Source organism: Burkholderia arboris (assembly GCF_038723655.1).
GTDB lineage: Bacteria > Pseudomonadota > Gammaproteobacteria > Burkholderiales > Burkholderiaceae > Burkholderia > Burkholderia arboris.
This window is the reverse complement of the sequence record NZ_CP109823.1, coordinates 582,085-604,098: the sequence shown is the minus strand read 5'-3', so window position 1 is coordinate 604,098 and position 22,014 is coordinate 582,085. Positions and strand designations below refer to the sequence as shown.

Below are 22,014 nucleotides of genomic sequence, written 5' to 3'. Positions count from 1 at the left end.
CGGCGCTTACCAGTAGTAGCGGAGCTTCTGCGCCCACGGGCTGCCCGGATAGGCGGTCTTGAGCGTATCGAACCAGCGTTTGCGCGTGTTCTTCGGCACGTCCTTGCCGCCGCATTCGTTGGAGCCGGCCGGCGCATAGCACTTGATCGCGCGGTAGAACGCGTACGCGCGGTCGTTCGGGTTCGCCTGCGCATCGGCCATCACCGTCACGTAGCTCGACATCCGCTCGTACGGCTTGCCCGCGAACTGCGACGGCGATGCACCGAGCGTCGGCGGCACGCGGGTAGCGGACGTGTTCGACGCGCTGCGCATCCACGGCGGCACCGGATCGCTTTCGAGGCCGGACGCGGGCGGATGCAGGCGCACGAAATCGGCGAGGCAGTTCAGCCCTTTCGGATCGGCGGGATTCTGCTGCAGCGCCGTGGCGATGTCGCGCGCGGACAGGCACGCGTAGCCGTCTTCGTTCTTCGCGCCGGATGCGATGAACGGCTTCAGCGGATCGGCGGGCGTGCCGGACACCAGCGCGGTATCGGCGATGAATTCCGCGTAATGCGAGCGCGTGAGTTCCTTGTACAGCAGCGTGTACAGCGCGGTGTCGCGCAGCGCGCCGCCGGTCGCCTGGTTCTGCGCCTGCGCGCGCAGCAGGTCCGCATTGGCCGTGCGCTGCAGCAGGACTGCACGGATCGCGGCGTTCTGCACGACGGAATCGTCGGCAAACACGTCGTTGACGAGGCCGGCCTGCTCCAGGTTGGTCGCAAGCGCGAGTTCCAGCATTTCGCGCTGGAAGCGGAATTTCGCGAGCGGGACCAGGTCGCGCCACAGCTGGCGGGCCTTGTCGTTCTGGCCGCTGTCCTCCAGCGCGAATGCGCGCAGCGCCTGCTGGCTGAGCCCGAAGTAGTCGAGCGGCGCGGCGGGCGTCTGCGGCAGCAGTTCGAGCGCGGCATCCGGCTTGTGCCCGATCTGGACATACCAGGTTGCGAGCAGGTAGTCGTACAGCGCGGGCGCGTTCGCGAAGCGCGGCTTCTGCGCTTGCAATTCGTCCAGCGTCATCGGCTTGCGGGTCGAATCGCTGCTGTCCGACACGCGCATGCGCTGCAGGTCGACGGTGGCGAGCACGGTGGGCGACTGGATCTGGCGCGCGTCGAAGTCCGGTCCGAACAGCAGCTTGCTGTCGAGTTCGTTTGCCAGTTGCATCAGCGGCACGTTCGATGTCGCCGGCGACCAGCGCGCGAGTGCGTGGCCATACAGGTCGGCCTGCTGCGTGACGTTGCCGCCGAGCCACGCGACACGCCGCAGCAGCCCCGTCGCGGAGGCCGCATAGCGTCCCTGCGGATACACCTTCAGGTAGGTGCGGAACACCGTGTTCGCGGCGTCGAGCGACACCTTCGACACGCGTGCGCGCGACGGCGTCGGGTTGTCGTTGTCGAATGCGTTGGCTTGCGCGGCGTTCAATTGCGCGCGCCCGGCCATATAGAGGCCGGTTTCCTTCAGCCACGGGTCCGCGCTGTGCGATGCGTTCGCGAAGGCCCGGGTCGCGGTGAGGAAGTCGGCGCGGTAGAACGCGTTCGTGCCGTCGAGATACGCGGCGAACTGCTGGCCGAGCGGCGACTTGACCGGCGGCTTCGTCCACGCGGCGCTCGCGCCGCCCGCGGCACAGGTTTTTTGTGCGATGTCGGCGCGCGCCGCGCGCAGGCGCGTGGCCTCGTCGGCGGGGAGGCCGCCGGCGCCGCCGAGAGCGTCGTTGAACGCGTCCGAGCCCGAGCCCATGCTGCGGCAGATGCTGCCTTCGCCGTCGGCATACCGGTTCGACGACGCATCCGCATCCGGCGCGTTGCCGGTCTTGTCGGGTTCCTTCTGGCCGATGTAGATCCATCCGGAGAAATCCATCGGGAACGGCACGACGATCTGGTTGATCCGCTCTTTCGCGGGGATGGTCTTCGGGTCCGGAAACACCTGCGCGACCTTGCTGCTATCGACCATCATCAGCATCGCGTTGATGCGCGTGTCGTTGGCGGGCGTCAGGATCGGCAGGTTGCCGCACGAATAGGAAGATTGCCGGAGCGTGTTCGGCACGTAGCAGCCGTCGTCCCCGCTGGCATGGGCGGCCGGCGTCCAGAGCAGGCTGGCCGCCAGCGCGGCGAACAGGTTTCGGTGCAGCGATGGGTTTCTTGGCATTTTTCTTGTGCTGGGTAGGAGGCCGCGACGGCCGGATCTCTCAGGGGGCGCGGTTTGCCCCGGCGCGTATCGTACCTCACGGGCGGCAACGCCTGCCGGCGTGCAGCCGGGCCGGCCCGGCCGAGCACAGGCCCGGCGAAATGGAAGTCCACTCAGTGTGGACGCAACGCCACCTTGAATCCGGATCGCTTGAATTAAGATGCAGCCGGCAGTGACGGACATCCGACGAAAGACGACCCGGCGTGATCGTTGCTGCCCGACGGGGGAGGTTTGCCGCAAGCGGCGTTCGCGTCGATCCGCACGGCGGAATCGATCATCAAGGGGTGGCGAACCGATGCCGGTTTCCATGCCTGTTAAATAGTATTGCTTATCAATGGGCCGGACGATGGGATGCGTCGTTGCGGCGGACGGCAGACGAGAGTGCGCCGGCAAATGAAAACAAGAGGATTCCGATGAAACCCATTACATGGATGGTCATGGCAGCCGCGCTCGCGCTGACCGCATGCGGCGGCGACGACGTCGCGACGAACGACGGCGCGTCGTTGTCGACGCCGAACAATCCCGGCTCGCCTTCCGGCCCGACCTCGCCCGGTGGCGGCTCGAGCGGCGGCCCGACGGGCGGCGGGTCCACGCAACCGCAGGCCGGCTGGTCGACGGCCGCTGCGGTGGACGGCAAGGGGCCGGAGGGCGATCCCAGCGTGACGATCGACGCAAGCGGCAACGCGCTCGCCACCTGGATGACCAATGGCCCGGCCGGTGCGAACGGCAACGAGATGTGGGGCGCGCACTATGTCGCGGGTTCGGGCTGGGGCAGCGCGACGCGGCTCGACACCGGCGACGGCTCGCATTCGATGAACACGACGAGCTCGAGTCCGCCGCAACTGGTCGGCAACGCGAGCGGGCAGGCCGTCGCGTTCTGGACCGAATGGATGCCGGGCCCCAACACGTACGCATTGTGGGCGCGGCCGTACAGCCCGGCCGGCGGCTGGGGCGCGGCATTCGAACTGGTGCCGGACGTGACGGGTTCGACCTATTCGGCCGGGATCGACAGCCAGGGCAACGCGCTCGTCGCGTGGACGCAGTCGATCAGCCTGCTCGATACGCGCATCGCGTGGTCGCGCTACACGCAGGCCGGACAGTGGTCGTCGCCGGCGGTGATCCAGATGCCGGTGCAGAGCGGGCCGGGGGCGGTGACCGGCGACACCGACAACGTGAGGCCGATGATCTCGGTCCTGTCGTCGGGCCGTGCCGTGCTCGCATGGCGGCAGACCAACCATACGCACTCGGCGCTGTGGACCGCCACGTACGACGCGGCCAACGGCTGGACCAACGTCAATCAGGCCGTGTCGAACACGAGCCTGTTCACGACGATCATCTCGCCGGTGGCAGGCATGGACGCGAAGGGCAACATCACGCTGCTCTGGGGGGAAATCGACGTGACGGGCGGGAAGATCTACACCGCCACGATGTCGCAACGATATGTGTCCGGAACCGGATGGCAGCCCGCGCAGCCCGTTTCGCCGGCGATCGTCGAGCCGACGGGTTTCATCGCGACGCCGATGCTGGCCGTCAACGACAACGGCGTGGCCGCCGCGATGTGGGCGGAAGGCGGCGCGGCCCTGCAGGTGAGCGTCTCCGATACCAGCGGGAACTGGGGGTCGCTGCAGCGGCTGACGGAGCACCTGAACGGTGCGGCTGGCCAGTATCCGCCGCTCGTGGTCGATGCGGGAGGCAACGTGACGGCGGCATGGCAGGACACGGGCCTGCCGGGCGCGTCGGCGGTCATCGCGGCCAGCTACCGGAAGGGTGCGTGGAGCGCGTCGACGGTGGCGGCCCAGAGCGCGTCGTGGCCGGCGCTGGCCGTGAACGCGACGGGGGCGATGGCGCTTGCCTGGCTGTCGTATGTCCCGAGCGTCGGCAGCCAGGTGCAGGCCAGTTTCTATACGCCGGGATCGTAACCGGTTCGCGCCGGGAAATTGAGGGAGAAAGCATGAAAGGAAGCTTGCATTGCACCGTCCGGACCGCGCTGGGCGCCCTGGTCGCGGCCCTCGTGTTGTCCGCGTGCGGCACGACGCAGATGAACATGATCGACGTGCAGACGTCGACCGCGAAGACGCTCGGGCTCGCGTCGTCCGACGAGATCACGATCGCCAACGTGCAGTACGGGAAAAAGGACGGACTGGGCGGCCAGAAGGTGAGTTACGACGCGACGACCGGCAAGGGGCGGCGTTTCGGCTGTACGGTGTTCATGATTCCGGGGCTCACGCCGATCGATCGGCCGACGTACAACAACTGGGAATGCCATCCGCAACGCTGATGGCTGCGATGACGACGACGCCCGCCGCCGGGCGCCGGTCGACCGTTTGGGTGGACGATGTACTGCGCCGGCCTTGCGCCGGCGCAATTTGGTCCGATAATCGACGAACCGATGCACCCTTTCCCGCCGGTTCGATAAAAAAACTGTCATGGATCAAGCAGCATTCGTCCCTGTTTTCAAGTTTCGCACGATCGACTACCCCGAGCCGGACCGGTTCCATGTCTGGGTCAAGGACATGCTGTGCGACTACCGGCTCGATGACGACGGCGGGCTCGGCCCGTTCGACGCGGAAGCGAGCGGCGCGGCACTCGGCCCGCTGATCCTGTCAGGCAGGCACTGGCGCTCGCGCGCGCCGACCTATACGGTGCACCGCACCCCGCGGCGAATCCGGCTCGACGGGCAGGATTCGATCCGTTTCACGCTGCTGCTCGGCGGGCGGCTCGCGTGCCATACCGGCGGGCCCGAGCTGATCAAGGGCGCCGGCGACCTGTTCGTCTACGACGTCGCGCAGATCAACGACTGCCAGGTCGAGGCCGGCGACGTGATCAGCCTGGTCGTGCCCAGATATCTGCTGCCGAGCCACGCGGCGCACGCGCACGGCCAGACGCTGACGAGCGGGGTGGGGCGCCTCGTCGCCGACCAGATGCTGTCGCTGTTCCGGAACCTGTCGAACCTGCGCATGCACGAGGTGCCGAGCATCGTCCAGTCGATGCTGCTGTTGCTGGCCGCGGCCGTTTCACCCGCCGCGCAGGCGTTGAACGATGCGCGCGGCCTGATCGATCATGCGCTGGTCGACCGGGTGCGCCGCTACATCGACGTGCACCTGCTGGAGCCGGACCTCTCGCCCGAGCGGATCTGCCGCGACATCGGCGTGTCGCGGGCACGGCTCTATCAGTTGTTCAAGGAGGAGGGCGGCGTGATGCGGCAGATCACGCGCAGGCGGCTGCGCCACGCGTACCACGTGCTCGGCGATCCGCAGCGCCGGCATCAGCGCATCGCGGAGATTGCGTGGGCGCATGGCTTTCCCGACGAGAAGTATTTCCACCGGCTGTTCAAGGCGGAATTCGGCCATACGCCGAAGGAGACGCTCGAGTGTGCGGCCGCGCCGGTCTTGCTGCCGGTCGATGCGGCCGACGCGCGATGGGGCGACGGCGGCAGGCTGACCGGGTGGACGCTGCCGTTCGGCGTGCTCACCAACTGAGCGGGCCGCGCGTGTGCGTCGCGCGGCGGGCGTGCTCGAGCATCACGCGCACACGCTGCTTGCGATGCCGCCTTCGTCCGTGTCGTCGATCGCGGCCCGCAGGTCGTCGATCGCCACCATCAGTTCGCGGACCTGCCGCAGCGACGGGTATTGATGCAGCACGGCATGCCATTGCGGCAGGGTCAGCAGTGCGTGCCACACGACGCCGAGGCCGTCCGGATCGGCATCCCGCTGCTGCGCGAGCGCGCTCGCGTATTCGAGGCTCGCCTGCGCCGACAGCAGCTGCATCCGGCTTGCGGCGCCCAGCAGGCGCGGCGTCGCGTCCGCGGAGGCATCGCAGCAATAGAGCACGTCCCGTTGCAGCGACGCTTCGTCGGTCGCCAGTGCGCGCAGCGATGCGCCCTGCACGCGCACCGTGCCCTGGTGCGTCTCGAACGCATAGACCGTGCCGGGGTCGGCCTGCGCGAGCAGGTTCAGGCCGCGCAGCAGCCGCGGCAAATCGGTCGTCGCGGCATCCGCGGACGCCTTCGCTTCGACGAGGAAGCGGACGTTCCATGCGGACGCGGGATCGGTGCCGCGCGCGCGTTCGAGCAGGATCGCGTCCCATTCGGTTTTTGCGCGGTCGTGCCGGCCCGGTATCGACGAAGGCACGCGCATCGACGTGACCACGCGGTAGGTCCGCTGCTCGTCCACCGCGTCGAGCCTGCGTGCGAGCGCATCGAGTGCCTGTGCCGCCAGCGCTTCGACGGCAGCACCGCGCTGCTGGGAAGCGGCGCCCTGCGCAACGGCGACCGTGCTGCCTTCGAGCGGCCCCTGGCGGACCCACAGCGCGCGGTATCGGCGCACATCTTCGTCCGATGCCAGTGCATCGAGACGCAGCATGCGTTCGAGCGCGGGGCTGTCCTTCAGCTTGACGATGTCCTGCTCGAAAGCGGCGTCGGTTGCCATGTCGGGCAGCGCGAGCAGTTGCGCCAGCGCGGCATGCAGACCGGCCCACGACGCTGCAGTCGCGGCCGCATGCAGCCTTGCGAGGCCGTCGCGTTGCCAGGCCAGTGCGCTGCGCTCGAGCTTGGCCGGGTGCGCGATCGCATTGACGGCCGAGTGGAGCGCGCGCCGGTCCTGCTCGGCGTGCGCGGACAGCGACGCGTATTCGCGTACGCTCGGCGCATCGTGACGCAGCACCGAGGCCTGAAACGACGGATCGCCGGATGCCGGATCCATCGCGTCGCGGATCATCTGCGCGAGTGCATCGATGAAGCGTTGCCGCAATGCTGCGCCGGGAGCGTGGCCGTCCGCCCGCATCCTGCGCGCCGCCTCGATCACGATCGCCAGGGCGGTGGCCGGGTTCGTCGCATCGGTCAGCGACGACGCGCCGTCGAGCGGCGGCAGCCGGTAACGGCGCACGACGGCGTGCAGGGTTTCGTCGAGCAGGGCGGGAAGCGGTGTCAGCGACATGGCGGGTCTGGGCGTGAAGGCGATGCGCGTGCGCGGCGTCAGGGCCGGAACGCGCGACGATGTGCAACGTTATCACGGCGAATCGAAGGTGCACGGTGTCGTGTCGCATCCGCGTCATGGGGTGACGGGCGGGCGAAGCGTGCGTCGTCGATGCCGGCAACCCACATTTCGCGCGAGGCTGAAGCATCCGCTGGCGGCCGCCGCCATAATCCGCACGTGCGGCCTGACGCGAACGGGTCGATGCCGACCCGGCCAGCCCCGTCCCGTCCCGCGAATCCGAGTTACCCGACATGCAGCCAGCCCTGACCCGCAGCCCGCCCGCCGTCGCGGACCTGCTGCTGCTCCTGACGCTTTCGACGTTATGGGGCGCGTCCTACACATTCATCCGGATCGGCGTCGAGACGATCCCGCCGCTGACGCTGATCGCCGCGCGCACCTTGATCGCAGGCGCGGTGCTGCTGATGTGGATGCGTGTCCGGCGGATTCCGATGCCGCGCGATCCGACGGTCTGGCGGCGTTTCTTCGTGCAGGCGCTGCTGAACAGCGTCGTGCCGTTTACGCTGATCGCGTGGGCCGAGCGTTCGGTCGAAGCCGGTCTCGCGACGATCCTCAATTCCGCTTCCCCGGTGCTCGCGTTCCTCGGCACCTGGCTGATCACGCGCCACGAACCCCTGACGCCGCGCAAACTGTTCGGCGTCGTTGCGGGGCTGGTGGGCATTGCGCTGGTGGTCGGCGTCAGCGTGCTCGACGGACTGGGGCGGCAACTCGTGCCGCAACTGGCGATCGTCGCGGCGACCGTCTGCTACGCGGGCGCCGCGATCTACGGACGCTCGTTCAAGGGACTGTCGCCCGCCGCACCGGCCGCGGGCTCGCTCGTCGTCGGCGCGCTCGTGCTGGTGCCCGCGAGCCTCGTCGTCGACCGGCCGTGGACGCTTCATCCGTCGCCGCAAGCGCTGCTGGCGCTGGCCGCGCTCGCGATCTTCTCGACGGCGCTGGCGTTCGTCATCTACTTCCGGCTCGTGCAGACGCTCGGTTCGGTCGGCACGACCGCGCAGGCCTATCTGCGCGTGCCGATCGGCGTCGGCATCAGCATGGCGCTGCTCGGCGAGTCGCTGTCGATGTCGGCCTGGCTGGGACTCGGATGCGTGGTCGCGGGCGTGGCGGCGATGACGCTGCCGTCACGAAACGCCGGGCAGCCACGCACCTGACCGATCACGCCGTCAACGTCACCGACAGGCTGCCGAGCTCGCCGAAGCGGACCGTCAGCGCATCGCCGAGCGGCACGTCGATCGCGCCCGCGTACGAACCCGTCGTCACGATCTGCCCGGCGCGCACCGCATCGCCGCGCGACGCGAGGAAATTGACGAGCCACACGAGCGGCTTCAGCGGATCGCCGTCCGGATGGCGGCCGTCGATCGTGCGGTTCAGCGCGCCTTCGAACGACAGCGCCAAAGTGGCGAGCGGCACGTTCAGCCCGTCGGGCACGACGGGGCCGACGCACAGCCCCTGGTTGAATTGCCCGTCGGCCAGCAGCTCGAACTTCGACGCGCGCGCCGGTTCCGCATAGCGGCAGCCGAGCACCTCGAGCACGACGCGCACTTCGCGGATCGCGGCGCGCACGTCGCTTTCCTCATACGGCCGCTCGCGGGCGGGCAGGTCGCGATCGAGCACGAACGCGATTTCCGGTTCGATCCGTACGATCGGCCCGCCGACGACGCGGTACGGCGCATCCGCTTCGCGGATCGTCGACGCGAAGATCGGCGCGAGGATCACGCGGTCGGGCGGCGGCAGCGCGCATTTCCATCCGCCGACGGGTTCGCCGAGCAGGTCGGCCACGCGTTGCTGGATCGCGAGCGCGGTGTCGACGTCCTCGGGGCGCAGCGCATCAGGCAACAGCGGGCCGGGCGAGCCGGCATGGCGGGCGGCGACGAGATGCTGGGCGGCGCCGTCCACGCGTTCGGTAGTCGTTGTCATGTCGGTTGAGCGAGTTGAAAGTGGGGCCGGCAAAAAGGGGCCGGACGAAAGTCGCATCGTCGATGATAGCGCCTTCGGCACGATGGCCGCTCGATCCGGGCGCATAGGGACGGCTCGCGGCCGTCGCGCAGGCCCTCGGGATATCCCCTAGCCGATCGTTTCATGCCGGTGCTTGCACGCCGGGCAGGTTGTGCGACACAATAGGGAAAGCGCTTTCCCAAATGAATCGGACGACGGGAAACGCGGGCGCCCTGCGCGACGGATCGCGGCTGCATGCCGCACAGCCGGCCGCCGCACGCCACTGGCCGTGCGCAACGATTCAACAACAACGTGGAGACAGCAGATGTTCAACAGGCTTCGAGCGGTAACTTTCGCAGTCCTTTCAGTGCTGGCGGCGCAGGTGTGCGCCGCGCCGGTCACGCTCGACGTGACGGGCTGGAAGGGCGGCGGCGCCGAGCCCGCCAACATGGCGGCGCTGATCGCAAAGTTCGAGAAGGAAAACCCCGACATCAAGGTCAAGTTCGAATACATGTCGCGCAACGACACGACGACGGTCGTGGCGTCGCGGCTGCAGGGCGGCAACGGGCCCGACGTGCTGATGGTCGACCGCGAGCTGATGCGGCAGTGGCAGGGCGCGCACCAGTTGCTGGACCTGAGCGGCGAGAAGTGGGTGCCGACGATCTGGCGCGGCGTGCGCACCCATACGCAGATCGGCGGGAAGACCTACATGCTGCCGATGGAACTGGTCGGCATCGGCTTGTTCGCGAACCTCGACCTGCTCAAGCGCGCGGGCATCGCGACGGTGCCGACCGACGTCGACCAGTTGAAAGCCGCGTGCGGGAAGCTCGCGGCGGCCGGCATCACGCCGATGCTGCTGCCCGCGAAGGAAGGCTGGGCGCCCGCGGCGCTCGTGATCGCGTCCGGGCTCGCGGCCGGCGGCGGCGACGCGGATGCGCGCGCCGAGTCGTTCGTCGGTGCGGGCAGCGCGCGCTTCGCGGCCGATCCGGCGTTCAAGCAATCGATGGCTGCGCTGAAGGTGCTCGCGGACGCGAAGTGCTTCGTGCCGCGCCTGAACAATGGCGTGAGCGCGTGGAGCACGGGGCTGACCGAATTCCAGGCCGGCCGCGTCGCGATGATGCCGCAGGGCGCGTGGAATATCGCGAAGTTCAGTGCGACGAAGGGGCTGTCGTTCCAGTTCGCGCCGCTGCCGGCGCTCGTGTCCGGCAACGGGCCGGTCGCGCTCGACATGCTCGGCACCGCGTGGGCGATCAATGCGGCGTCGCACCAGGCCGATGCCGCGAAGAAGTGGCTCGCGTTCTGGGCGCGCCCCGACAACGACCGCCAGTTCCTCGACGCGGAAGCCGGGTTCAGCCCATTCGAGGGCGGCACCGACGCGATGCCGCCGCAGGCGCAGCCGTACGCGGCCGCGCAGAAGAACGGGCACGTCGTGCTGTATCCGAAGGGCGTGTGGACCGGCGCGCTGTTCACGGCGATCTGGAATTCGATGTCCGCGTATTTCCTCGACATCGGGCAGGACCCGGCGAAACTGCTCGCCCGTTGGGATGCGGCCGCGCGATGAGCTGCCTGACTGCTGACATTTCCCGTGCCGCGCGAGGGTGCGCGGCGCGGTTCGACGAAGGAGGCGCACGATGAAGCGCAACCGGACCTTGCTGTGGTGCGCCGTGCCGGCGCTCGCGCTGTACGCGCTGCTGAGCCTGTATCCGTTGTTCAAGGCCGCGCGGATGAGCCTGACGGATTTCTCCGGCGTGGGCGATGCGCACTGGATCGGGCTCGCGAACTACGCGGCCGCGTTTCGCGATCCGGCGAGCCTGCATACGCTCGTCGTCACGTTCGCGTATGCGGCGATCGTCGTGATCGTGCAGAACGGGCTCGGGTTGCTGTTCGCGGCGCTGCTGTTCTCGCTGCCGCGGCTGCGAGGCGCGCTGCGGGTCGGGCTGCTCGTGCCGAGCATGTTCTCGGCGGTGATCGCCGGGTTCGTGTGGGAGTACCTGTACTCGCCCCTCGGCGGCGGCATCAACGAGCTGCTGCATCTCGTGCATCTGGACGCGTTGCAGCAGGTATGGCTCGGCGATCCGTCGGTCACGCTGCCGGCCGTCACGGCCGTGCACGTGTGGATGTACGTCGGCTATTCGACGGCGATCTTCCTGGCCGGCTACCTGAACATTCCGTCGGAACTGCACGACGCGGCGAAGCTCGACGGCGCGAACGCGTGGGTGCGCTTCACGCGCATCGACTTGCCGCTGCTCGCGCCGGCCTTCACCGTGAACATCACGCTGAGCACGATCGGCACGCTGAAGACCTTCGAACTGCCGCTCGTGCTGACCAACGGCGGGCCCGACGGCGCGACGACCACGCTCGGGCTGCAAATTTTCCACAGCCTGTTCAACGACTACAAGTTCGGCTTCGCGAGCGCGTTGTCGATGATCATGCTCGCGATCGTCGTGGTGGTCGCGACCACCCAGAACACGATCCTGCGCCGCCGGGAGGACAACCTGTGAACGTCATCCGCCAACGCTTTCATGCGGACCATCCGTCCGCCGGCACGTCGGGCGGCGGGCTGCGCGCGGGCACGCTGCTGCGCCGCGTGCCGGGCTTCGCGCGGCTGGTGGCCGCAATCGCGATCGTCGCGATCGTGCTGCTGCCGACGATCTACATGGTGCTGATGTCGCTGCGCACCGGCGACGACATCATCGCGCGCCCGCTCGGGCTGCCCGATCACGTGTTCTTCGGCAACTACGTGGCCGTGTTCACCGAGATGAACTACTGGCGCAGCGTCGCGAACACGATCGGCATCACGCTCGCGGTCACGTTCCTCGTCGCGCTGCTGTCGTCGCTCGCGGCCTATCCGCTGGCCCGCGTGAAGGGCCGGCTGTCGACCGCGGTCTACATCGTGCTGACGCTCGGCCTGACGATCCCGATGTTCGTCAGCCTGACGCCGCTGTACGTGCTGTTCCGCGACCTGCACCTGCTCAATACGTATCTCGGCGTCGTGCTCGCGTACACCGTGCAGAGCCTGCCGCTCGGCGTGTTCTTCTACACGAGCTTCCTGAAGCGCATTCCGCTCGAACTGGAAGAAGCGGCGGTGATGGACGGCTGCAGCCCGCTGCAGGTGTACTGGTACATCGTGCTGCCGCTGCTGCGGCCGATCACCGGCACGCTCGCGATGTTCGTCACGTTGTCGGTGTGGAACGACCTCGTCTATCCGCTGCTGTTCCTGACCGACTCGTCGAAGTTCACGATCACGGTCGCGGTGTTCCGCTTCATCGGCACCAACGACATCGACCCGACCAAGCTGTTCCCGGCGGCGGTGATGGGCACGCTGCCGCTGCTCGTGCTGTTCTTCATTCTTCAGCGCAGGATCGTCGCGGGCATCACGGCCGGCGCGGTCAAGGGGTGAAATCATGAATCCATTCGAATCGCTCGACGGCCGCGTGATCGTCGTCACCGGCGGCGGCGACGGCATCGGTCTCGGCATCGTCGAAGTGCTCGCGCAATGCGGCGCGCAGGTCGTCGTCGCGGAGAAGAACGTCGCGCGCGCCGATGCGGTGCGCGAACGGCTCGGCGGCCGCGACGCGCTGTTCGTCGAAACCGACGTCGCGGATCCGGCGAGCGTCGTCGCGCTGTTCGGGCGCGTCGACGCGCATCATGGCCGGCTCGACGGGCTCGTGAACAACGCGGGCATTACGCTGCACGGCCCGTTCGATGCGTTCTCGCTCGACGACTGCGACCGCCTGTACCGCACCAACCTGCGCTCGATGTTCCAGTGCGCGCAGCTCGCGGCGCCGCGCATCGCTCGCGCCGGCGGCGGCGCGATCGTCAACATCGCGTCGAACCATGCGGGCGCGAGCGTGCCGGGCTTCGAGATGTACGCGGCGACCAAGGGCGGCATCGTCGCGATGTCGCGCGCGATGGCGACGAGCCTCGCGCCGCAGCGCATCCGCGTCAACACGCTGAGCCCCGGCTTCACGCTGAACGCGCCGATCGGCGCGGCGCTCGAGCGCGATCCCGCGCTGCTCGACGCGTATCGCGCGCTGCATCCCGCGCAGCGCATCAACGAGCCGGCCGATATCGGCCGGATCGCCGCGTTCCTGCTGTCGGACGCGGCGACCGGCATTGCCGGCGCCGATCTCGTCGCCGACAACGGCATGTCGGCACTGCTGTTCAACCGGACCCGTTCCTCCACATGAAGATCACCGAAATCGAAACATTCGCGGTCGCGCCGCGCTGGCAGTTCGTCAAGGTCAGCACCGACGAAGGGCTGGCCGGCTGGGGCGAGCCGATCGTCGAAGGGCGCGCGGCCACGACCGCGGCGGCCGTGCACGAACTCGCCGACTACCTGATCGGCCGCGATCCGCGCCACATCGAGGACCTGTTCCAGGTCATGTACCGCGGCGGCTTCTATCGCGGCGGCCCGATCCTGACGAGCGCGATCTCGGGCATCGAGCAGGCGCTGTGGGACATCAAGGCGCGCGCGCTCGGCGTGCCCGTCTACGACCTGCTCGGCGGCCCCGTGCGCGACAAGGCGCGGGTCTATGCGCACGTGAAGGGCGACACCCCCGAAGAGATGGCCGCGAACGCGCGGCAGCTCGTCGAGGCCGGCTATACCGCGCTGAAGATGGGGGTCGTCAACGCGACCGACTGGATCGAATCGCCGGCGGCGATCGACCGCGCGGTCGCACGCTTCGGCACGGTACGCGACGCGATCGGCAAGGAAGTGGGGCTCGGCATCGACTTCCACGGCCGCGTGCGCCGCCCGGTTGCGAAGGCGCTCGCGAAAGCGCTCGCGCCGTTCGATCCGATGTTCTACGAGGAATTGCTGCTGCCCGAGCACAACGACGCGCTGCGCGAAGTCGCGCGCGATTGCGCGGTGCCGCTCGCGACGGGCGAGCGGCTGTTCACGCGCTGGCAGTTCAAGGCGCTGCTGCAGGAAGGTGTCGTCGATATCGTGCAGCCCGACGTGAGTCATACGGGCGGTATCTGGGAGCTGCGCAAGATCGCGGCGATGGCCGAAGCGTACGACGTCGCGGTCGCACCGCATTGCCCGCTCGGCCCGCTGACGCTCGCGGCGTCGCTGCAGATCGATTTCTGCACGCCGAACGCGTTCATCCAGGAGCAGTCGACCAATGTGGCCTATCACGACGACAACGCGATGTATGCGTACACGCGCGGCATCCCGTTCGCGTTCGACGCGGGCTACGTGGCGCGTCCGGATGCGCCGGGGCTCGGCGTCGAGATCGACGAGGAGAAGGTGAGGGCAGCCGCCGCGACCGGGCACCGCTGGCGCAACCCGGTGTGGCGCCGCGAGGATGGCTCGGTCGCCGAATGGTAAGCGGCACGAACGGACGAGGAGAAACGCAATCATGGCAAGTGTGTCGCTCAAGCAGATCCGCAAGCGTTACGACGACGGCGCGGATGTGATCAAGGACGTCAGCCTCGACATCGAGGACGGCGAATTCATGGTGTTCGTCGGCCCGTCGGGCTGCGGCAAGTCGACGATGTTGCGGATGCTCGCGGGGCTCGAGGAGATCACGTCGGGCGACCTGCTGATCGACGGCCGCCGCGTCAACGACGTGCCGGCCGCGAAGCGCGGGCTCGCGATGGTGTTCCAGAACTACGCGCTGTATCCGCACATGACGGTGTTCGAGAACATGGCGTTCGGGCTGAAGCTCGCGGGGGTCGACGCGGCGGAGACGCGCACGCGCGTCGGGCAGGCGGCCGAAGCGCTGCGGCTGTCCGCGCTGCTCGACCGCAAGCCGAAGGCGCTGTCGGGCGGCCAGCGGCAGCGCGTCGCGATCGGCCGCGCGATCGTGCGCAAGCCGGGCGTGTTCCTGTTCGACGAACCGCTGTCGAACCTCGACGCGGCGCTGCGCGGCGGGATGCGGCTCGAACTCGCGCGGCTGCATCGCGAGCTCGGCAGCACGATGATCTACGTGACGCACGACCAGGTCGAGGCGATGACGCTCGGCGACCGGATCGCGGTGTTCAACGGCGGGCGCATCGAGCAGGTCGGCTCGCCGCTGTCGCTGTACGAGCAGCCGGCGAACCATTTCGTCGCATCGTTCCTCGGCTCGCCGTCGATGAACTTTCTGCCGTGCCGCGCGCGGGGCGGCGCCGATGCGCCGCGCTTCGACGTGCCGGGTGGCTCGCTCGCCGCGACGCAGGACGTGTCGCGCACGTGGCCGTCGGGTTCGCTGCAGCTCGGGATCCGGCCGGAGAACCTCACGGTCGGCGCGCCCGGCACGGGGCTCGACGGCCGCGTCACGCACGCCGAGCATCTGGGCGACGCGACGATCGTCTATGTCGAACTCGCGGGCCACGACCGGCCGCTGTCGGTGCGGCAGAACCGCGACGCGTATGCGGTCGCGTCGGGGCAGCCGGTCGGTGTGCGCGTCGACATGCGGCACGCGCACTTCTTCGACGACGCGGGCCGCGCGCTGTAAGGCCGGCTCCCGGCAGGTTCCGCCCGCCGCACCGGCGGGCGGCCGAACGCATGCACAAAAACAGAATTTCGATGACGACAGTAAAACTGGTACAGGGCGCGAACGCGATCCTGGGTGAGGGCCCGCTCTGGTGCGAACGCTCGGCGTCGCTCTACTGGATCGACATCAAGCGCACCGCGCTCTACCGCTACACGCCCGGCCACGGGCAGACGGGCTTCTGGCTGCTGCCGGAGCTGGCCGGCTGCGTCGCAAGCGTCGACGACGGGCGGCTGCTCGTCGCGCTGAAGAGCGGCCTGCACCTGTTCGACCCCGCACACGGCACGCTCGAACGGCTGGCCGACGCCGCGCACGCGCGGCCGTCGCTGCGCTACAACGACGGCGCGGTCGATGCGCGCGGCCGCTTCTGGGTCGGCACGATGGCCGACGACGGCGACGGACCCGGCGATCTGCATTGCTTCGAGCATGCGCGTGCGTCGCGTGTCGCGGTCGCGGGTTTCGCCTGTGCGAACGGAATGGGCTGGAGCCCGGACGGCGCAACGATGTACGTGACGGATTCCGGCCGCCGTACGATCTTCGCGTACGACTTCGACGTCGCTGCGGGGCAGTTGTCGAATGCGCGGCCGTTCGCGACGTTCGACGACGCGCGCGGCGTGCCTGACGGGCTCGCGGTCGATGCGCAAGGCGGCGTGTGGTCGGCGGTCTGGGACGGCTGGCGGCTGCATCGCTATGCGCCCGACGGCGCGCTCGACAGGGTTGTCGAGATGCCGGTGCAGCGGCCGACCAGCGTTGCGTTCGGCGGCGCCGATCGTGCGACGCTGTTCGTCACGTCGGCGTCGGTCAACGTGAGCGCGGACGGGCTGTTGCGCGGGCCGCTCGCGGGCAGCCTGTTCGAGACACGCCCGGGTGTCGCCGGGCTCGAACAGCATCGTGTTGCGCACGCATGGCTCGGTGACGCGGTCGCGGCCACGCCGCGTTGAACGGGCAAACGGCCGGGCGGTCAGCGGCGCCGCGCGTCGCGCGGCCGCACCGTCGATTCGCGCACGACCAGCCGCGCATCGAGCATCGTATGCGGATCGGGCGACTTGCCGGCCAGTGCGTCGAGCAGCGTCGTCATCGCGACCTCGCCCGCGCGCTCGGTTTCGGTGTCGATCGACGTCAGCGTGGGCGACGTGAGCTTGCCGAGTTCGAGGTTGTCGAAGCCGCACACGGCGACGTCGTGCGGGATCGAGATGCCGAGCCGTTCGGCTTCCTTGATGAAGCCGGCCGCGATCATGTCGTTGTAGCAGATCACCGCGTCGGGCGGCTCGGCCGACAGCATCACCGACGCGCACACGCGCTCGCCGTCGGCCACCGTCGCGCGCGGCACGCTGAAGGTGCGCAGCGGCAGGCCGGCACGCGCGAGCACCTGCTCGGCGCCGGCGCGGCGCTCGTCGTCGCCGCGCGCGTTCGGCAGGCTGATATACGCAAAGCGCTGGTATTTCTCCATCAACAGGTGTTGCCCGAGCATCTCGCCCGCGCGGACCGGATCGGAGTACAGCGTGAGCAGGCCGTCGCGCGGCGCGGAGCCGACCGCGACGACCGGCTTGCCGAGGCTCGCGGTCCAGCGCAGGTCGTCGTCGGGCATGCTGGTGTTCAGGATCAGCCCGTCGACGCGCCGGCTCAGCTTCGTCAGCGCCGGCCGTTCGCCCTTGCGGTTCTCGTCGGCATCGACGATCAGGACGACGAAATCGTTGCGCTGCGCGATCCGGTTCACGCCCTTGACCATCGCGGTGAAGTACGGGTTGAGAATGTCCTGGATCACGACGCCGACCGCACCCGTCTGGCCGGTGGCCATCGAGCGCGCGAGCGGGTTCGACTCGTAGCCGAGCTGCTCGATCGCCTCGGCGATGCGGCGCTCGACGTCCGGCGAGAAGCGCTTCGTCTTGTTGATGAACTTCGAGACGGTTCCGATGGAGACGCCGGCAGCGGCGGCGACTTCGTTGATCTTGGCCACGGTGAAAGTGAGTGTCAGTGCATTTTGCCGGCGAGCATAGCATGCGCGCCGGCGGCGGCGGCCGTGCGGCGGCATCGCAGGCGTGCCGCGCGACCGGACTCGGTAGTATCCCTTGGGGGGCCAGAATTTTCTTGAAAAAGCGCAATCGCGCGCCGACAATGAAAACGCTTTCCCATTTCGCGAGCATAGCACGCGTGCCTTCCGTTCGAAACGTAGCGGAAAACGACACACGACAACCGCCGCGAAATTTTTTTGCCGTTGAGGGAAAGCGTTTTCCCAAATCAGACGAAACGTCAACGAAAAGCAGGAGGAGATCTTGATGCGACAGTACGGGTGGATCGCGGCGCTGGCCCTGGCGGTGCCGGCGGTGGCGCAGGCTCAGTCGAGCGTCACGGTGTGGGGGCGCGTCGGCGGCGACGTGCAGTACCTGAGCGGCGTGCAGAACGGCCCGCATTCGACCGGTTCGCGCTTCTCGGAAGGCAACGACTGGGGGACGAGCATCCTCGGCATCACCGGCAAGGAGGATCTCGGCGGCGGCAACCAGGCGGTATTCTGGCTCGAGTCGTCGATCAATGCGGCGAACGGCAACTACGGCGGCGGCGTGCTGTTCCAGCGCGGCGCGTGGATCGGGTTGAAGAACGAGCGTTACGGTTTCCTGAGGCTCGGGCAGGGCTCGTTCATCAACAGCTATATCTGGTCGTACGATCCGTTGCTCGAGGAGAACTACTCGGTCGAATCGCTGACGTCGTACCGCAATGGCCCGAAGCTGTCGAACGGGATCCGCTACGAATCGCCGAAGTTCGGCGGCTTCTCGTTCGCGCTGCAGGCGAACCTCGGCAACAGCTCGAACGGCTGGCTGCGCGGCTCGCCGAACAATGTCGGCGCGACGGGCCTGTCCGACGGCGCGACGGTGGCCTATACGCACGGCGACTTCGAAGTGCGCGCCATCTGGAACGAGATCCGCAACCAGTACGGCCGCGAGGACAACCTGTTCACCGCGTCGCAGGAAGCGTTCATCGGCGTGCGCGAGCGCTTCGGCCCGGCGCTGGTGCAACTCGGCTATACGCGCTACAGCGCGCCCGATACGCCGGCCGGCCTGTCGCGTACCGCGAACTACTACTGGGGCGGCCTGACGTACGACGCGACGCCGTTCCTGCATCTGCAGGGCGCCGTCTATTCGATGAAGATCGACGCGGGCCAGTGGACCGCCGACCACAGCGGCGAAGGGCGCTCGACGATCATCGGGCTCGGCACGATGTACGACCTGTCCAAGCGCACGTTCCTGTATGCGACGGCCGCGCACGTGTTCAACAGCGCGAACGCGAACCTGGGCGTGAACCCGCAGTCGCCGGGGCTCGGCAACGGTAACGGGCTGGGCGCGTCGCCGATGCCGGGGCACGGACAGACAGGCATCTATGCGGGGATCGAGACGCTCTTCTGATCCAGGCCGAATCACGCAGCGAGCCGCAACCGTCAAACAGAGGAATCCTATGCAAGATGCAACACCACGTGCCAGCGGGCAATCGCCGTTGCCACGCCTGATCGCACTCGACTGGGGCACCACGTCGCTGCGCGCGTACCTGATGGCGGACGCGCGCACCGTGCTCGACGAACGCGCCGCGCCGAAAGGCGTGATGCAGATCGGCGGCGCGGGCGTTGCGATCGCCGACGCTTGCGATGACGCGTTCGAGAGCGTCTGCGGCGCGTGGCTCGATGCGTGGCCGGACTTGCCGGTCGTCGCGGCCGGCATGGTCGGCAGTGCGCAGGGCTGGCGCGAGGCGCCGTACGCGGACGTGCCGATCGATGCGGTGCGGCTCGGCGCGTCGCTGCAGCCGGTACACGCGCGGCGCGGCGCGATCGTGCACATCGTGCCGGGGCTGATCCAGCGCGGCGAACTCGCGAACGTGATGCGCGGCGAGGAGACGCAGATCGTCGGCGCGCTGCATGCGGGCGGCGCGGCGCACGACTCGGCGCCTGCCCGGTGGATCGGGTTGCCGGGCACGCATTCGAAATGGGTTGCCGTGCGCGGCTCGCGCATCGAGCGCTTCCGCACGTTCATGACCGGCGAGCTGTACGCGCTGCTGTGCACGCACAGCCTGCTCGGCCGCACGATGCGGCCGCCGGCCGCGTTCGCGCGCGATGCATTCGAGCGCGGCGTGCACGCGGCGCAGGCGGGCCATGCGACGGGGCTGCTCGCGACGATCTTCGGCAGCCGCGCGCGGCTGCTGGCCGGCGAACTGGCGGCCGCCGAGCAGCGCGACTACCTGTCCGGCGTGCTGATCGGGCATGAGCTTGCGGGGCTTGCCGCGGAAGGCGACGGGCCGGGCGCCGAAGCAGGCGCCGGCGCGCCGCGACCGATGCTGATTGGCGATGCCGCGTTGTGCTCGCGTTACCGGCACGCGGCGTCGTTGTTCGGCTGGCCGCCGGTGGACACGATCGACGGCGCGGCGGCGGCCGGTTTGTGGGTGCTGGCCGAGCGGGCAGGGCTGTTGCCCGCGGCAAGCGAGGGGGCGCCGGTTCGTCTGGACGAACCGGCTGCCGGAATGGGCGGACGGCATGCGGAGCGACCGGCGGTCGACCCGGTGCCGGATCACGAATGCAATATTTCGGGAGACTGACTTTGAAACACTGGAAGATTGTCGCAGCGCCGCTGATCGGCGCGCTGGCCGCATGCGGCGGTGGAGAATCGGCGGACGGCGTGGCGGGGCAGCAGCTTGCCGCCGCGTCCGTGGCCGGGCAGGCCGGCGGCGCGACGCCCGGCACGCTGCACGTCGACTGTTCGCTCGGCGCGAATGGAACGGGATCGCCCGCGACGCTCGGCACCCCGGCCAATCCGATCCGCGATCTCGCGACGCTGAACCGGATCGTACTCGCACCCGGCACGCACGTGCGCTTCAAGCGCGGCACCACCTGCAACGGCAGCTTTACGCCCGCGCCGGGCAGTACCGGCGCGGCCGGCGCACCGATCGTCGTCGATGCATACGGCGACCCGAAGGCATCGCGCCCCGTCATCGCGGCCGGCTGTGCGGATACGACGGCCGACCCCGACCAGTCGATCACCGAGCAGCACAAGACGCCCAACGGATTCAGCGGCTATTACTCGCTGTGCAAGACGGACAACCCGACCGTGAACCGCGCGGCGATCTATCTGTACAACACGCAGTACTGGGAGATCCGTTCGCTGGAACTGACCAACGATGCGACGACCGTCGGCGGCCGCCTCGGGCTGTACGTGCGGCTCGAGGATTACGGCACGGGCAGCCACTACCATGTCGACGACGTGTACGTGCATCACGTTCGCGGCTATCTGAAGGATGTCGCCGGCAATACGGTCGGCTCGTACAAGACGACCGGCGGGATGCTGTTCGAGGTGACGCGCGACAACGAAGTCGTCGGCACGAAGGAGAAGCCGACCAACTTCGACGACATCGCGGTCGAGAACAGCGAAATCTACGCCGTCGATGCGGTCGCACTGTCGACGCGCTCCGCGTGGATGTGCCGCGAAGGCGGTGCGCCGTGCGGCGACTATCCGCCGTACAAGGGCAATCCGGCCTACCTGACGAATCCGGCCACGCAGGCGGCGTCGGACTACTTCCCGATGACGCGCGTCGTGCTGCGCAACAACCTGATCCACAACGTCGGCGGCGACGGCATCATCGTGCGCACGGCAACCGCGCCGAAGGTCGAGGCGAACCACCTGTACGACATCTGGATGCGCGCACCGGGCAACAGCGCCGGCGCGTGGGCGATCAACACCGACGATGCGCTGTTCCAGTACAACGAAGTCAACGGCGTGCGGTTGCAGAACAACATCGAAGCCGGCGACGGGATGGCGTTCGACGCGGATCTCGGCACGCGCAACACGCGCGTGGCTGCGAACTTCAGCCACGACAACGACGGCGGGCTGATGCTGTTCTGCGGATGCGGTTCCGACGGCCTGGGTCACACGGCGCAGGAGACGGGGGCAATCGTCGAAAACAACCTGAGCCTGAACGACAAGCGGCGGATCGTCTCGGCGGCGGGATCGGCCGATTCCGTGGTGCGCGACAACGTCGTGATCACGCGTACGCCGGGGCTGGTGACGCCGATCGTCGAGAACCTCAGCTATGCGAACGCGTTCCAGGTGACGGGCAACCGCTTCTACAACGCTTCGGATAGCGGCGCGATCTACCGGACGAAGAATGCGCAAGGCAGCTACGCGAACATCGTGTGGAGCGGCAACGCGTACTTCGGTTATGCGGCGGATTCCGAGTTCGCCGGGCCGAACTATCGCCACGGTGCGCAGCCCGACACGGTGCTGCCGTTCGCCGGACAGGACGTGGACGCGGTCGCCGGTGCCTGGTTGCGCGACAGCGGGTTCGACCGGCACAAGTACCGCGCGCCGCACGCGCGATGACGGGACGGGCGCGGGCGTCGATGCGTGGCGCCCGGTGCCCGG

The 22,014-nt window shown here is 68.5% G+C and carries 18 protein-coding genes; 14 read left to right on the top strand and 4 right to left on the bottom strand.

The window, feature by feature from the left end; genetic code table 11:
* Positions 1 to 6 precede the first annotated feature (6 nt).
* Positions 7 to 2,175, bottom strand: a complete 2,169-nt coding sequence (locus OHZ10_RS35355) for a hypothetical protein (protein WP_342706471.1) — start codon at positions 2,173 to 2,175, stop codon at positions 7 to 9.
* Between the two features lie 452 nt (positions 2,176 to 2,627).
* Here OHZ10_RS35355 and OHZ10_RS35350 point away from each other — a divergent pair, with 452 nt between their 5' ends.
* The 3 genes from OHZ10_RS35350 (at position 2,628) to OHZ10_RS35340 (ending at position 5,693) form a co-directional block, all read left to right on the top strand.
* Complete coding sequence (locus OHZ10_RS35350) at positions 2,628 to 4,133, top strand: hypothetical protein (RefSeq protein WP_342706470.1); 1,506 nt, start codon at positions 2,628 to 2,630, stop codon at positions 4,131 to 4,133.
* Between the two features lie 32 nt (positions 4,134 to 4,165).
* Positions 4,166 to 4,492, top strand: a complete 327-nt coding sequence (locus OHZ10_RS35345) for a hypothetical protein (RefSeq protein ID WP_059242140.1) — start codon at positions 4,166 to 4,168, stop codon at positions 4,490 to 4,492.
* Positions 4,493 to 4,640: 148 nt separating this feature from the next.
* A complete protein-coding gene (locus tag OHZ10_RS35340; protein ID WP_342706469.1) occupies positions 4,641 to 5,693 on the top strand; it encodes an AraC family transcriptional regulator in 1,053 nt (350 codons plus the stop codon).
* Between the two features lie 42 nt (positions 5,694 to 5,735).
* Here OHZ10_RS35340 and OHZ10_RS35335 read toward each other — a convergent pair whose 3' ends face one another.
* Entirely contained in the window at positions 5,736 to 7,148 is a 1,413-nt protein-coding gene (locus tag OHZ10_RS35335; RefSeq protein WP_059242136.1) for a hypothetical protein, read from the bottom strand.
* Positions 7,149 to 7,438: 290 nt separating this feature from the next.
* On the opposite strand from OHZ10_RS35335, the gene OHZ10_RS35330 reads away from it, so the two are divergent.
* Positions 7,439 to 8,356 (top strand): DMT family transporter, encoded by a 918-nt coding sequence (locus OHZ10_RS35330; RefSeq protein ID WP_059242134.1) that lies wholly within the window; start codon positions 7,439 to 7,441, stop codon positions 8,354 to 8,356.
* Positions 8,357 to 8,360: 4 nt separating this feature from the next.
* Here the strand turns inward: OHZ10_RS35330 and OHZ10_RS35325 are convergent, their stop codons facing one another.
* Positions 8,361 to 9,122, bottom strand: a complete 762-nt coding sequence (locus OHZ10_RS35325; RefSeq protein WP_059242132.1) for a 2-keto-4-pentenoate hydratase — start codon at positions 9,120 to 9,122, stop codon at positions 8,361 to 8,363.
* A 343-nt stretch (positions 9,123 to 9,465) separates the two neighbouring features.
* Between OHZ10_RS35325 and OHZ10_RS35320 the strand changes: the two genes are divergently transcribed.
* The 7 genes from OHZ10_RS35320 to OHZ10_RS35290 all read left to right on the top strand — a co-directional run bounded on the left by OHZ10_RS35320 (position 9,466) and on the right by OHZ10_RS35290 (position 16,560).
* Entirely contained in the window at positions 9,466 to 10,701 is a 1,236-nt protein-coding gene (locus tag OHZ10_RS35320) for an ABC transporter substrate-binding protein (RefSeq protein WP_174994060.1), read from the top strand.
* Positions 10,702 to 10,771: 70 nt separating this feature from the next.
* A complete protein-coding gene (locus OHZ10_RS35315; protein WP_011349624.1) occupies positions 10,772 to 11,641 on the top strand; it encodes a carbohydrate ABC transporter permease in 870 nt (289 codons plus the stop codon).
* Complete coding sequence (locus tag OHZ10_RS35310; RefSeq protein WP_174994062.1) at positions 11,638 to 12,540, top strand: carbohydrate ABC transporter permease; 903 nt, start codon at positions 11,638 to 11,640, stop codon at positions 12,538 to 12,540. Before OHZ10_RS35315 ends, OHZ10_RS35310 begins: the two co-directional genes overlap by 4 nt.
* 4 nt (positions 12,541 to 12,544) lie before the next feature.
* Positions 12,545 to 13,330, top strand: a complete 786-nt coding sequence (locus OHZ10_RS35305; RefSeq protein WP_342706468.1) for an SDR family oxidoreductase — start codon at positions 12,545 to 12,547, stop codon at positions 13,328 to 13,330.
* Entirely contained in the window at positions 13,327 to 14,472 is a 1,146-nt protein-coding gene (gene dgoD / locus OHZ10_RS35300; RefSeq protein WP_059242122.1) for a galactonate dehydratase, read from the top strand. The genes OHZ10_RS35305 and dgoD overlap by 4 nt, the downstream gene beginning before the upstream one ends.
* A gap of 31 nt (positions 14,473 to 14,503) precedes the next feature.
* Positions 14,504 to 15,583, top strand: a complete 1,080-nt coding sequence (locus tag OHZ10_RS35295; RefSeq protein WP_059242120.1) for an ABC transporter ATP-binding protein — start codon at positions 14,504 to 14,506, stop codon at positions 15,581 to 15,583.
* Positions 15,584 to 15,654: 71 nt separating this feature from the next.
* Complete coding sequence (locus OHZ10_RS35290) at positions 15,655 to 16,560, top strand: SMP-30/gluconolactonase/LRE family protein (protein WP_174994065.1); 906 nt, start codon at positions 15,655 to 15,657, stop codon at positions 16,558 to 16,560.
* 20 nt (positions 16,561 to 16,580) lie between these two features.
* Here OHZ10_RS35290 and OHZ10_RS35285 read toward each other — a convergent pair whose 3' ends face one another.
* The gene (locus OHZ10_RS35285) at positions 16,581 to 17,576 is read right to left on the bottom strand and encodes a LacI family DNA-binding transcriptional regulator (protein ID WP_063805298.1); all 996 of its coding nucleotides are present in this window, start codon (positions 17,574 to 17,576) and stop codon (positions 16,581 to 16,583) included.
* 319 nt (positions 17,577 to 17,895) lie between these two features.
* Between OHZ10_RS35285 and OHZ10_RS35280 the strand changes: the two genes are divergently transcribed.
* Genes OHZ10_RS35280 through OHZ10_RS35270 form a run of 3 tightly spaced genes read left to right on the top strand, consistent with a single transcriptional unit; the run spans position 17,896 to position 21,972 of the window.
* The gene (locus tag OHZ10_RS35280; RefSeq protein ID WP_063805316.1) at positions 17,896 to 19,017 is read left to right on the top strand and encodes a porin; all 1,122 of its coding nucleotides are present in this window, start codon (positions 17,896 to 17,898) and stop codon (positions 19,015 to 19,017) included.
* Between the two features lie 49 nt (positions 19,018 to 19,066).
* Positions 19,067 to 20,194 carry a 2-dehydro-3-deoxygalactonokinase gene (locus OHZ10_RS35275; RefSeq protein ID WP_342706467.1) on the top strand — a complete coding sequence of 376 codons (1,128 nt, stop codon included), beginning with the start codon at positions 19,067 to 19,069 and terminating at the stop codon, positions 20,192 to 20,194.
* A gap of 2 nt (positions 20,195 to 20,196) precedes the next feature.
* Positions 20,197 to 21,972 (top strand): hypothetical protein, encoded by a 1,776-nt coding sequence (locus OHZ10_RS35270; RefSeq protein WP_342706466.1) that lies wholly within the window; start codon positions 20,197 to 20,199, stop codon positions 21,970 to 21,972.
* The last annotated feature ends 42 nt before the right edge of the window (positions 21,973 to 22,014 follow it).